The organism is Agromyces sp. NPDC029043, from assembly GCF_055564615.1.
This window is the reverse complement of sequence record NZ_JBVHVX010000002.1, coordinates 322868-335760: the sequence shown is the minus strand read 5'-3', so window position 1 is coordinate 335760 and position 12893 is coordinate 322868. Positions and strand designations below refer to the sequence as shown.

The 12893-nt window shown below is 68.0% G+C and carries 12 protein-coding genes; 7 read left to right on the top strand and 5 right to left on the bottom strand.

Features of this window, described 5'->3' with window-relative positions; genetic code table 11:
- Window positions 1–23 precede the first annotated feature (23 nt).
- Together ACZ4TW_RS05230 and ACZ4TW_RS05225 are read left to right on the top strand one after the other, a co-directional pair.
- Complete coding sequence (locus ACZ4TW_RS05230; RefSeq protein ID WP_465540855.1) at window positions 24–3524, top strand: hypothetical protein; 3501 nt, start codon at window positions 24–26, stop codon at window positions 3522–3524.
- 80 nt (window positions 3525–3604) lie between these two features.
- Window positions 3605–4015: a PNPOx family protein gene (locus ACZ4TW_RS05225; protein WP_465540853.1), complete on the top strand. Its 411-nt coding sequence runs from the start codon at window positions 3605–3607 to the stop codon at window positions 4013–4015.
- A 150-nt stretch (window positions 4016–4165) separates the two neighbouring features.
- Here the strand turns inward: ACZ4TW_RS05225 and ACZ4TW_RS05220 are convergent, their stop codons facing one another.
- The 5 genes from ACZ4TW_RS05220 to ACZ4TW_RS05200 form a co-directional block, all read right to left on the bottom strand.
- Window positions 4166–4783, bottom strand: coding sequence for an SDR family oxidoreductase (locus tag ACZ4TW_RS05220; RefSeq protein ID WP_465540851.1), 618 nt, complete (start codon window positions 4781–4783; stop codon window positions 4166–4168).
- A gap of 5 nt (window positions 4784–4788) precedes the next feature.
- Entirely contained in the window at window positions 4789–4950 is a 162-nt protein-coding gene (locus tag ACZ4TW_RS05215) for an NAD-dependent epimerase/dehydratase family protein (protein WP_465540849.1), read from the bottom strand.
- The gene (locus tag ACZ4TW_RS05210) at window positions 4950–5444 is read right to left on the bottom strand and encodes a hypothetical protein (RefSeq protein ID WP_465540847.1); all 495 of its coding nucleotides are present in this window, start codon (window positions 5442–5444) and stop codon (window positions 4950–4952) included. The genes ACZ4TW_RS05215 and ACZ4TW_RS05210 overlap by 1 nt, the downstream gene beginning before the upstream one ends.
- A gap of 101 nt (window positions 5445–5545) precedes the next feature.
- Window positions 5546–5779, bottom strand: coding sequence for a hypothetical protein (locus tag ACZ4TW_RS05205; RefSeq protein ID WP_465540845.1), 234 nt, complete (start codon window positions 5777–5779; stop codon window positions 5546–5548).
- Window positions 5779–6132: a hypothetical protein gene (locus tag ACZ4TW_RS05200; RefSeq protein ID WP_465540843.1), complete on the bottom strand. Its 354-nt coding sequence runs from the start codon at window positions 6130–6132 to the stop codon at window positions 5779–5781. Before ACZ4TW_RS05200 ends, ACZ4TW_RS05205 begins: the two co-directional genes overlap by 1 nt.
- Before the next feature lie 207 nt (window positions 6133–6339).
- Between ACZ4TW_RS05200 and ACZ4TW_RS05195 the strand changes: the two genes are divergently transcribed.
- From ACZ4TW_RS05195 to ACZ4TW_RS05175, 5 genes are all read left to right on the top strand, one after another.
- The gene (locus ACZ4TW_RS05195) at window positions 6340–6762 is read left to right on the top strand and encodes a hypothetical protein (RefSeq protein WP_465540841.1); all 423 of its coding nucleotides are present in this window, start codon (window positions 6340–6342) and stop codon (window positions 6760–6762) included.
- Window positions 6734–8824 (top strand): hypothetical protein, encoded by a 2091-nt coding sequence (locus tag ACZ4TW_RS05190; protein WP_465540839.1) that lies wholly within the window; start codon window positions 6734–6736, stop codon window positions 8822–8824. Before ACZ4TW_RS05195 ends, ACZ4TW_RS05190 begins: the two co-directional genes overlap by 29 nt.
- A complete protein-coding gene (locus tag ACZ4TW_RS05185; protein ID WP_465540836.1) occupies window positions 8808–9032 on the top strand; it encodes a hypothetical protein in 225 nt (74 codons plus the stop codon). The genes ACZ4TW_RS05190 and ACZ4TW_RS05185 overlap by 17 nt, the downstream gene beginning before the upstream one ends.
- Before the next feature lie 899 nt (window positions 9033–9931).
- A complete protein-coding gene (locus tag ACZ4TW_RS05180) occupies window positions 9932–11305 on the top strand; it encodes a purine-cytosine permease family protein (RefSeq protein ID WP_465540834.1) in 1374 nt (457 codons plus the stop codon).
- 38 nt (window positions 11306–11343) lie between these two features.
- Window positions 11344–12891, top strand: a complete 1548-nt coding sequence (locus ACZ4TW_RS05175; RefSeq protein ID WP_465540832.1) for a hydantoinase/oxoprolinase N-terminal domain-containing protein — start codon at window positions 11344–11346, stop codon at window positions 12889–12891.
- Window positions 12892–12893 lie beyond the last annotated feature (2 nt).

Below are 12893 nucleotides of genomic sequence, written 5' to 3'. Positions count from 1 at the left end.
GCGCTTCCCGGACTGGGGGAATCATGAGGAAGACCATCGCGTTGTCGGCGTCGCCTCGGGCGAACAGCGTGCACTTCGATGATCCGAGCAACACCGTCTGGTTCACGGCGGATGGCACGCTGCACGCCGTCCGCCTCCTCGACGGGCGGGAACGCACGTTCCAGGGCTACCAGGCCCCGATCGCTGCGATCCCACTGGCGGATGGTTCGAGCCTCGCCGTGATCGAAGCGAGCGGCGCGCTGCTCGTGGCCCCAGTCGACGACGCCGGCCGCGCTTACGCCGCCATGACCACCACCTTCGCGACGCCGCCCCACCTGGTCGCCCGCACGCCCGACGGCTACGGCGTCGTCGTCGACCAGGGCGACGTGCTCGTTGCATTCGACACGCGAACCGGCACCACGACGGAGCTCTGCTCCGGGATCGGCGGCCTGACCTCGCTCACCATCGACCGCGCAACCGGGCGCGCGTACGGGGTGACCGAATCCGACGCCGGCGCCACGCTCATCGCCGCCGACCTCACGGGTGACCCGGCGTCGGAACTGGCCGCGCTCCCTTCGCCCGGGCATCGGGTCGTCTCGCACCCGGCGAGGAGCGGCATCCTGATCCTCGATCCCACCGGAGTCGTGCAGGAGTTCGACCTCGCCGGCAACCCGACCGGAACCGCCACCGAACTCGGCTTCCCGCCCACCAGCCTCACGCGCTGGGCGAGTCTGCTCCTCGCCGTCGACGGCCCGACCCTGCACGCCGTGGAGTGGGCACTGCCCGACTCCAAGATCCAGCTCGACCTGCCGCTCGCCCCGCTCTTTGTCCACGGCTACGCCGACGTGACCTTCGACGCCGCCGCAGCAGGCCTCGACCCGTCCGAGGTCGAGCTCGTCGTGCTCGACGGCCCGGAGTCCGGCAAGGTCTCGGTCGCGGTCGAGCCGGTCGGTCCCGACGGCCGCTCCCGCCGCATCCTCTTCGCCAACTGGCAGACGGGCGAGTTCTCCCTCCTCGCACAGCATCTCGTCTCGGGCGAGGAACTCGGCCTCGTCCGGTTCCGCGTCACCGCGCTGTGGCCCGACGACGAGGTCGGCCCGCCGATCGTCTCGGCGCCCGAGCACGCCCCGATGATGGTGATGAGCTGGGGCGGTGCCGGTGGACTCACCGGCTACCTCGAGAAGTCGCCGCCGCCATCCCCGTACCGCATCGCCGTCGTGCTCATCGAGACCAACGAGCGGGCGTACGGCGACGACCTCGCGTCGACCGTCGACACCTGGACCGACTACGCGGTCGGCCCGAACGTCTCGGCGCGCACCTACTTCGAGGACGTCTCCTACTTCAACCGCCCCGGACCGTCGGGCGCCGGCACGGGCGTGACCGTCGAGCTCGCCGGCGGCCGCCTGCTCGGTCCGGTGGCGATGGACCGCGGCTGGGGCGACCTCTTCAAGGTCCGAAAGGAGAACGAGCTGCTCTCGGGCTGGTCGTCGAAGCCGACCGCCCCGCAGGAGCTCGCGAACGCGGTCAGCGTCTGGCTGATGGACCAGCCCGACGGCCACGCGATCGCGGCGAGCGCCGACGCCTACGTGTTCGTCGTGCGCGCGGCATCCCTCGAACCGAAGACGGTCGGCACGAAGACGACGCCCGCTCGGTTCGTGTGGGGCCACGCCCGGTTCCCGGAGGAGGGCCCGGACTTCACGCGCAAGCATCCGGCGACTTCGACGCTGACGCAGGGACCGAAGCCGATCGTGGTCATGACCGACGTGTACCCGGTCGAGGAAGACGGCACGCCGGCGAAGGCGCACCCCGAGCACACCCTCGCGCACGAGCTCTGCCACACGATGCGACTCGACGACCTGTACGACCGCGGCGGGCTCGACGCGACCGTGGTCGAGCGGATCGCGACGCACGCCGACCTGATGGCGACATCCGACACCCTGCCCCACCTGAGCATGGCGAACCGGGTGCGGCTCGGCTGGGTCAAGCGGTCGGCCCTGCGGCGCTTCGATTTCCGGATGTCGCAGACGGGCGGCAGCGTCGTGCTGCGCGCCGCGGGGGCGCTCACGAGGGATGGCGCGCCCGCCGGCGAGTTCGCCGGCATCGAGGTGCCGATCGACGACCAGAAGAGCTACGTCTTCGAGTATCGCCGGCAGGCGGCCACGACGGTCGGCGACAAGGAGCTCGACGAGCTGACGCCCGAGCCGGGGCTGGCGCTGGTGCTGGGCACGGATGTCACGCCCTCGACCGAGAGCCCGAAGCGGCCGCCGATCCTCCTGCTGCCGCTCGACGGCGACGGCGAGGGCCCGGTGCTGGATGTCGCGGGCGAGGACTACGAGGACAACGACGTGTCCGATCCGATGCGCATGTGGGACTTCCGGGTCTCGCTCGACTCGATCGACGCGGCGAACCCGAATCGCGCGCGCGTGACGGTGCACTACGTCGGCGCGCACCGCCCGCAGCTGCAGTTGCGTCCCGCGCCCGGCGGCACGAACTTCAAAAGCCCCGACATCGCGCTGCGCAACCCGTTCGGCGAGGACTTCGTCGTCAAGGGCTCGCCGCACACCATCCGGATCACCATCCACAACAAGGGCACCCTCGCCGCGACCGACGTCGCCACCCACGTGCAGTGGCTGCCCTTCACGACCGCGCCCGGCTCGTGGAACCCGCTTCCCGACCCGCCGAGGATCCCGGTCATCGCGGCGAAGAGCCAGGTGACGATCGACGTGCCGTGGACGCCGCCGGCCTCGCTGAAGCTGAATGACGTGGAGGTCGAGCACTTCTGCGTGAACGCCCGCGTCGACCGCTTCCGCAACCCACTGAACCCGGGCGAAGACGAGCTCGTCGTGGTCGACAACTGGGCTCAGTCGAACTTCACCACCGAGTCCGTGGCCAACGGCTCGCCATCCGACCGCATCCGCACGGTCATGGGCTTCGAGAACACCCTCGAGCGCGAGACGACGCACTTCTTCGGCATCCGCCAGACGCGCAACCTGTTCCGCATCTACGTCGGCCACGCCTGGCTCGCCCTCCCGCCTGGCGGCTCGGCCGCCATCCCGCTGGCCTACGAGTCGGTCGCCGGCGACCCCGAGCTCGGGCCCCTGATCGACCGGCCCGAGGTCCCGCTCATCGAGATCCCGGCCCGGGTGGCGATCACCTCGTGGCTCGAGCCGCCGCCCGAGAGCGAATGCCCGACCCCGCACGAGCGCTTCGGCGCCGGGCTCGCGTTCACGGCCGGGCGTCGAGTGTGGTTCGAGGATGTCGCGTGGAACGGCGAGATCGTCACGGCCCGGGTGTACACCTCGGTCGACGGGGCGGTCGACCCGCTGAGCGGCGGAGTCGGCGCGCTCGCCGTCTGGGCGCCCGACGAGCCCGAGCGGCCGACGCTGCGCTACCCCGCCGACGTCAACGCCGCGGGCGAGTTCCGCGCCGTGGTCGACCGGGCGTTCTTCGACCTCGTCAACGAGGTGCGGGTCGTCGGAAGGTTGCTCGTGCACCCGGGCATTCAGAACGCTCGGGCCGTGTCGGACGAGTTCGGGCTCAACTAGCCCGAGGCGCGCCCGCGCGCCGCGCCAGCCCCCGTCTCGGCCACATCGACGCGGGCCGATCGCGAACGTACGCTGACCCCATGACGATGGGGCGGGTGAAGCGGGGCTGGCTCCGGATCCTGCAGCACACGCTCAATCCGCTGACCCTGCGGATGGCGCACCGCGGCGTCGGCCCGTTCTCGCTCGTGCGGCACACCGGGCGTCGCTCCGGCCGCACGTTCGAGACGCCGCTGATCCTCGCCCGGGTCACTGGCGGCTTCGTCGCCGAGCTCACGTACGGCCCCGAGGTGAACTGGTACCGCAACCTGGTCGCTGCCGGTGGCGGCACGCTCGTGTGGAAGGGTCGCCCGTTCACGATCGACGCGATCGAGCCGATGGCGACGGATGCCGGCCGCCGCGCCTTCGGCCCGCCGGCCTCGTGGCTGCTCACGCTGCTGCGGCGTCACGAGTTCCGGCTGCTGCGCGAGGCGGGCGAGGGCTCGGCGCCGTGAGCGCGCCCGGCATCGCTCACCGGCGAGTTCCTGTCCCTCCTGGCACGGATGACACGGGCGCGGCGTGTGCTCGAGGTCGGCACGCTCGGCGGCCACTCGACGTGACGTCACCTCAGCGAGTCGGCACCTCGGTGGGTGGCTGCCGCTTCGTCAGGCGGATGTCGCGGCGCCGGCGCCCACGCCGACGGGCGTGTGATCGGGCGAGCGCAGCCACGCGTCGAAGTCGATCGTGGCCCGCACCGCGTCGTCGCCGCCCCGCAGCCGCCCAGAAGCCAGGGCCTGTCCGAACTTCCCCGGCAGCGGGAACTCGAACGCGCGCCGCTTCACGCCGTCGAACGCGACCATGCGGCGCACCATGTCGGCGAGCCGCTCGTCGCGCGGCCCGGTGAGGTCGCGCACGCGCCCGGCCGGGCCCGCCTCGGCGAGCTCGACGAGACGAGCGCCCACGTCGCGGGCGGCGACGGGCCGCACGAGGCCCTTCGGCACGAGGGTGAACCCGCCGAACGACGTCTGCCGCACGACCTGCTCCGCGAACTCGTGGAGCTGCGTCGCGCGCTGGAGCGTGAACGGCACGTCACCGTGCAACACGAGGGCTTCCTGCGCGAGCTTGCCGGCGTAGTACGCCGCGTCGACGCCGTCGATGGCCACGATCGACAGCGCGACGTGGTGCCCGACGCCGGCGTCGCGCTCGGCGGCCAGCAGGTGCGTCGTCACCGCCGTGAAGAACTCGCGCGAGCGTCGCGTCGACGTGGTGATCACGTTCGCCACGTCGATCACCGCGTCGACCCCGTCGAGCGCACCGCGAGTCCTGTGCCCGCCTCGAGGTCGTATCCGGCGCGGCGCGTGAGGCTCAGGATGTCGTGCCCGCGCGCCGTCGCGAACTCGACGACGTGGCGTCCGACGTTGCCGGTTGCTCCAGCGACGGCGATCCTCATCAGGTCTCCCCTTTCGTGGTGGTGCGGTCGGATGTCGCGGAGCCGGCGTCGCTCGCGTGCGACGCGGTGCCCGTGCCATCCGTCGGGCCCGCGACATCCGCTCTGCTGGGAATCAGCAGCACGATGCCCAGCGCCAGGCTGATCGAGAGCGACATGACGGTGCCGAGGGCGGCGTCGGCCTGCAGCTGGTCGAGGTGCGTGGCGTGGTACCAGAGGTGCAGCACGCCGAACGTCGTCCACGCGAGACCGAGGATGCGGAACACGATCGGGCTGCGCCACACGAGCCCCGCGACGCTCGCGACGCCGAGCCCGAGGTAGAACGCCCCGACGTCGCGGACGAGGTGCTCGTTGAACGGCCCGTCGGTCGCGACCCACTGCCCCAGGATCCCCGGGAACGAGTCGAAGAACGAGCGCGGCGCGAAGAGCGCCCACCCGCCGACCAAGAACGCGATGGCCGCCGAGAGGGCGAGCGCGGCCGTGTGGAGTCTGCGCATGGTTCTCTTCATACTCCTTGAGCGACCCGTCCCGGACGACCTTCGAGTATGTACAGAAGGATGTACAGACTCGTAGTGGTGCACCGGGAGACGACGGTCGGTCAGTCGAGTTCGACCTCGAGCTCGTCGCCGATGATTCGCACGCTTCCCCAGCCGAAGAGCGACTGAGTGCCGTCGTACGCGTACTCGCTGCCGAAGCACTTCTCGGTGTACGAGTAGGAGACCTCACCGCCGTCCACCGAGAACTGGCCGTCGCCGGTCACCTCGATCGCCGCATATTCGACGACGGTCCAGGTAACGACGGCGTCGCCGGCTCCTACGTCGAGAATGGGCATCACTCGGCGCTCCGTGTTCTGTTCGGCGTGCCGTCGGCGGCGGGCAGCGCCAACCTCATCGCGACGCAGTTCGGCGTGCCGTCGGCGGCGGGCAGCGCCAACCTCATCGCGACGCAGTTCGGCGTGCCGTCGGCGGCGGGCAGCGCCGACCTCATCGCGACGCAGTTCGGCGTGACGTTCGAGCGGGTGATCGCGGCTGCAGGTGCTGCTCGTGCTCGGGCCCGCGCTGGGCATCGTGGTGGCGCGCCGGCGTGTGCCTCGGCCTGCAACGGCGCGACCGCGGCATCCTGCAGCACGGATACGAGACCGGTCGCATCGTGCGCCTGCCCGGCGGCGAATACTTCGAGGTGCACCAGCCGATCGGCGAGGCCGAGCGACTCCGGATGTCCGGCCGGCGCCTCGGCCTGTGCTCGTGGTGCGCCCGGACGACCGCGACCGGCTCACCCCCGCACGGCACGTCCGGGCGCGGCTCTCTCGGTGGCACCTTGCCGACAGCATCGACTCGGAAGCGGGGGCGCGGATGGTGCCGTCGGTCCCCGGTCCAGCCGGGCGGATCGCGCATGAACGCTCACTCCATGACGATGGGGCGGGTCGAGCGATTGGCTGCGGATACTGCAGCACACGCTCAACCCGCTGACGCTCCGATGGCGCGACGCTGCGTGGGCGCGCTCGCGCTCGTCTGCCCCACCGGCCGGGAGTCCGGCTGCTCGTTCGAGACCCTGTTGATCCTCGCCCGCGTCCAAGACGGTTTCGTCGCCGAACACCCACGGTTCCGTGCTGAACTGCACCGCAATCTCGTCGCCGCCAGTGGCGGAGTGGCGGTGGCGACAGTCTTCAAACTGCTTCCGAACGACCCTCGTTCTTCGAGTGGCGCGCGGCTCGGCGCGAATTTCGGGCGGCTTGTTCCGGCGGGTCGGGATCTCACGCGTCTGCGCGACCGCAATGATGACTTGCATGACGTCGAGGCCGCCGTCCCAAGCTGACCTAGCAGTCGTGCTCGTGCACGGCATCGGCGAGCAACTCAGAGGCGCCACGCTACTCGAGTGGACTGAACCGATCGCAGAGCGCCTCAATCACCGGTCGTCTCAGCTCGATCTAGCGGATGCCGAGGTTGTCTACGCGGATCTTGTCTCGGACGCCAATCCTCAAGTGTGGCTGTCCATCGCCACAGAGCATGGCAAGAAGACGCTGGTTTTCACGGAAGCGAGATGGGCCGAGTCATTCTTGGCGTTCAGCCCACGATCCTTTGTCGACTGGGCAATGAAGTTTGGCCTCAAGGCGGCCGTTCGGATTTCGAAGCAGATTCGACGAGTAGCTGTAACGAGCTTCCACCGGCGTCCGCCGATGCGGCTGACTCTGATCGAGGACGACTTCGGATCAGATCCCGTTGCCCCAGCACGAGTACGCACCATTGCCCAATTCATTTGGGAGCTATCCGCGCCAATGCTCGCGCGGGTATTTAGATTCATCACCGTTATCGGGATCTTCGCCCTAGTATTGACATCGATAATCGGCCTATTGGTGGGATTCGCAATCTTGCTCCCGCTTGCGATAGTTTCTATCGCCGTGCTATTTATCGTCGGAGCTCTGGCGAGAGTGCCCGGGCTCCGCAAGTGGCTCGAACCACCACTGGTCGCACTAGCGGCCACATTAGGAGATGCTGGGGCCTGGGTACGGTCTCCGATTCGAGCAGATGCTATGCGAGACGTAGTTCGCAACCGCGTGGATTGGGTTTCTCAATTTACCAAGAAGGTTGTCGTGATCGCTCACTCACAGGGAGCCGCCGTCACAGCGCGAGCGATATTCAGTGAAGGATTTGATCACGGCGACAAATCGATATCCGTTCTTACAATCGGGGCAGCAAACTCGCTGTTGAAGGAACCAAAGTGGAAAAGCAGCATAGGAGAGAACTCGAGCGCTTTTGCGCTTTGGAGCAGGCAGCCCTCTAATAAAAGTGTCGAATGGATAAACATCTGGTCGTCTCTTGACCCTGTGCCTGCTGGCCCGGTGGCCTCGAATGAAACAGGAGTCGAAGACCGCTGGGATGAGCTGCGCGTGGCCGCTACGGCAATAGATACCAGGATGGAAAGTCGGCTTCCAGGGTTACGCTTATACGAGTTCGCTCGAATCCATAGGCTTTTTGGAATCGATTTGACCATTGGCCTCGATGCAGGATATCTGCTGCAGACTCCTGACGAGCGGGGCCCGTGGTGGAAGATACAGCCTCCGCTCCGACCTGAGGTGACAACGAGCCTCCGCGAGAGATTCAACACCGAGCTAGAACGTGTGATCGCCGACGCAGCCCTTGACGCACCCACCCTCGGACCGCAAGAAAGAATGGTGGAAAACCGACTATCGCTCTTCTCGGATCACACGACATACACATCAAATACTATCGAAGTTGTGGATCCGGTGGCCATGCACTTATGGAAGAGAGCCACCGATAGTCGGCCTACAGAATCGCATGCTATCTCGGCAGTGCAGTTGGCACATCGAGACGCGTTGACGAGTCTTGCCATGGGCCGCATAGGACTGATGCTCCTAAGCGTTGGGATAACCCCGTTGATCGTCGATGCCTTGGTGCGCTGGGACCCATTCGACTGGCTCACGGTGACCACTGTCTCGGAATGGAATACGGCGGCCGGGTTCATCCTAGCCGCAATCCAACAGTATGGTCTGGCTGGGTACGCTGTGTTTGCTCTATTGGCTTCTGGAGTGTTCTTGGTCCTTGCGCACTTCTTAACTTGGAGTTGGAGAGCGTTCGACTCTAGCCTCGCGTGGCGACGTCCGGGCGATCCGCGCATTTGGCGGAGTGGAGCCCGATTCTATCTTGGTGTATTTTTCGCGGTTGCCTTGGGTGTTTTCGTCGCGCTTTCCAATCTCGGCCTGCAATCACTCATAGCCTGGATAGCCGCGTTCTACACGGCGTTTTTTTCTCTTGTGCTTTCGCGGATGCGCATCATACTTTTCGGGTTGCCGGCAAGACGGGCAAGAGCAACTCAGCCGGAACAGCCCAGCGCAGCCGAAGGTGACCAGTGCGAATAGTTGGGCCAAGGCTCGGCCAGCGCAACTCTCCCTCGAACACGCCGGAGTCTCGGAGCAGCTCGAGATCGTGGGCCGGGCCGCCGACACGATGCCCCGCATCGCGGCGCGCGGCGACGAGCCGTTCGACCTCGTCTTCATCGATGCGGACAAGGAGCCGAGCGCCCTCTACGTCGACTGGGCGATCCGCCTGGACGTCCGGGCACCCTGATCGGCTCGACAACCTGGTCCGCGCGGGCGAGGTCGCGAATGCCCGCAGCAGCGATGCGGTGGCGCTCGGCAGCCGGCGAGCGCTCATGCTCCTGGATAGCGCCCCTCGGGTGCATGCCACAGCGCTGCAAACGGTCGGCGCGATGGGGTGGACGGAATGGCGGTCTCAGTCGCGGTGTAGCGCGCTTGGCGTCGCGACCGCGCCTCCGGCTCTTTCGATCCGTCAGCCCCGCGGCGCCGGGGGTTCCGACGGAGTGGATGTCGGAGCCTCCGTCGGCCGCGTGTGACGCGCTGCCCGTGGGTGTTTTTCGGCTCTGAGACATGCCTCTGCTCACTTCACCGCTGCCGCCCGCGCGCGACCCGGGGATCAGTACGAGAACGCCCGGTTCCAGGCTGACCGAGAGCGACTCGACGGGGCCCACGGCGCCCGTGCCTTCCAGGTGGGCAGGTGCCCGAGGTGGTACCCGAGGCGCGCCGAACGTCGCCCACGCGAGGCCGAGGATGCGGAACACGACCGGGCTGCGCCACACGAGCTCCGCGATGCTTGCAACGCCGATCCCGAGGTACACCGCACCGACATCCCGGACGCGATGCTCGTTGAACGGCCCGTCGGTCGCGACCCACTGCCCCAGCACGCCCTGGAACGAGTCGACGAAGGAGGCCGGCGCGAAGAACGCCCAGCCGCCGACGAAGAACGAGATTCCCGCCGATAAGGCGAGCGAGACCGTGTGAATCCTGCGCATGGTTCGCTTCATACTCCCCTGGCAGCACCGATGGGCTGCGCACCACATGTGCATTCCGCTGAATCGCCCACCCGATCAGTGCAAAACGCACATGGCCCAGGTGGAGATCGATGACTACCTTGGGTCCAACTCACTCCCCCATACTCGAAGGACGCTCATGTCTCGAATGGTTCACGCCGACGACTTCGCACTGTCTCGCGTCACCCCCAGCGCCCAGAAGCACTGGTTCGGCATCGCGGTGCAGCGATTCGGGCAGGTCTCCGCGCTCTCGCAGTTCCTGCTCGGCGCCACCCTCGGCTACAGCATGACCTTCGGCGAAGCCGCCCTCGCCCTCCTGCTCGGGTCGATCATCCTCGAGGTGATCATGTGCATCGTCGGCATCATCGGACAGAAGGAGGGCCTGAACACCGCGCTCCTCGCCCGCTGGACCGGGTTCGGGGAGGTCGGCGCGTCGCTGGTCGGGCTCGCGATCGGCATCAGCCTCATCGGATGGTTCGGCATCCAGTCGGCGATCTCGGCGGAGTCGCTCGACGTGCTCCTTCCGGGCCTCATGCCCGTCTGGGCCTGGAGCCTGCTGTTCGGCCTCGCCGTGACCGCGATCGTCGCGTTCGGCTTCAAGGGGATGCAGTGGCTGGCGAACGTCACCGTTCCGCTCTTCCTCATCCTGGTCGGCTGGTCGATCATCAGTGAGCTCGCGAACCACGACATCGTCGAGCTGCTGACCGGGCCCGCCCCCGGACCGACCATGACCGTGTGGCAGGGCACCGGGATCGTGGCCGGCGGGCTCATCGTCGGAGCGATCATCACCGCCGACATGACCCGGTTCAACCGGTCGCGGGCCGATGTCGTCAAGCAGACGGTCGTGGGCGTCACCCTCGGCGAGTTCGTGATCGGACTGGCCGGCGTCCTGCTCGCCCACGCAGCGGCATCCGGCAACATCGTCGCGATCGTCACCTCGTCGATCGGCTTCGTCGGACTGATCATCGTCATCACCGGCACGCTGAAGATCAACGACTGGAACCTGTACTCCTCGACGCTCGGCCTGGTGAACTTCATCTCGACAGCGTTCAACCGCAACCTGCACCGCGTGACCACCACGGTCGTGCTCGGCGTGGTCGGATCGATCCTCGCCGCCGCCGGCATCCTCGGCCAGTTCACCGAGTTCCTCATCATCCTGGGCGTCGCGTTCCCGCCGATCGCCGGGATCATGGTGGCCGAGTACTTCGTCGTGAAGCGCTGGCGGGGCGACCTCGACGCGACCCGCGAGGCTGGCAGCTTGCCCTCCTTCGCGCCGCGCATCGTGCCGGCGACGATCATCATCTGGGCGATCTCGGCCCTGGTCGGCTACTTCGTCACCTGGGGCATCCCGCCGGTGCTCTCGCTCATGACCTCGATGGTGCTCTACATCATCGCCGGCAAGCTCGGCTGGGTCCGCGGCATCGGAGCGGCACGCACCATCCAGGCCGAGGAGTCCGTCCAGGAGTCCGACGCGGACAGGGCCGCCGCGACCGCCACCTCCGGCACGCGCTGAGCCCGGCACCGATCCACACGAAACGGAAGCGACCCACAATGCACATCGGCATCGACGTCGGCGGCACCAACACCGATGCCGTCCTCATGGACGGAACCACCACCCTCGCGGGCGTGAAGCACTCGACCACACCGGATGTCACGACCGGCATCGTTCAGGCGATCGAGGACCTGCGCTCGCTGCACCCGTTCGAGGGCGCGCAGATCGACGCGGTGATGATCGGCACAACGCACTTCATCAACGCGCTCGTGGAGGCGAAGCGGCTGGCACCCACCGCGGCACTGCGGCTCGGGCTGCCCGCGACGAAGGCGCTCCCGCCGCTCGTCGACTGGCCCGCGGCGCTCACCGAGGCGATCAGCGCGAAGAGCTACCTCGCGCACGGCGGCTACGAGTTCGACGGCCGCCCGATCTCGCCGCTCGACCCCGAAGAGCTGCGTGCCCACGCGGCCGACATGAGGGCCAACGGCATCCGCTCGGTCGCGATCTCGTCCGTCTTCAGCCCGGTCAACCACGACCTCGAGGTCGAGGCCGGGCGCATCCTCACCGAGGAGCTCGGGCCCGACGTCGCGATCTCGCTGTCGCACGAGATCGGCCGCATCGGACTGCTCGAGCGCGAGAACGCGACGATCATCAACGCGGCACTGCGAGAGCTCGCGTCCGAGATCGTCGACGGCCTCACGGCCGCGGTCCGGAAGCAGGGCATCGACGCGCAGATCTTCCTCAGCCAGAACGACGGCACGCTCATGGACGAGGACTACGTGCGCCTCTACCCGGTGGCGACCTTCGCCTCCGGTCCGACGAACTCGATGCGGGGCGCCGCGATCACCAGCGGACTCGAGACGTGCGCGGTGGTCGACGTCGGCGGCACCACCGCCGACATCGGCCTGCTCATCAACGGGTTCCCGCGCGAGACCGCCAACGAGGTGAAGGTGGCCGGCATCCGCACGAACTTCCGAATGCCCGACGTGCTCTCGCTCGGCATCGGCGGCGGGAGCATCGTCGACCCGGAGACCGGCGAGGTGGGTCCCGAGTCGGTCGGCTACCGGCTCACCACCGAGGCGCTCGTCTTCGGCGGATCCACCCTGACGGCAACCGACATCGCGGTCGCCGCGGGCCGCGCCGAGGTCGGCGACCCGTCGAAGGTGGCGCACCTCGACCCCGCGCTCGTGGCCAAGGTGCTCGCGCGCATCGCCGAGCGCGTCGCCGAGGCGGTCGACCGCATGCGCACCTCGCCCGAACCGATCCCCGTGGTCGCGGTCGGAGGCGGATCGATCCTCCTGCCCGAGTTGCTCCCGATGTTCGGCAAGGTGCACCGGCCCGAGAACTACGCCGTCGCGAACGCGATCGGCGCGTCGATCGCCCAGGTCGGCGGCGAGATCGACAAGGTCTACGCCATCGAGTCCGGCCGACGCGAGGAGGCGCTCTCGGCGGTGCGCGCCGAGGCCGTCGACAAGGCCATCGCCGCGGGCGCCGCACCCCGATCGGTCGCGATCGTCGACTTCGACGAGGTGCCGATCCCCTACCTGCCGGGCAACGCCACGCGGATCCGGGTGAAGGCCGTGGGCGACCTCGACATGGCGGTGTGACG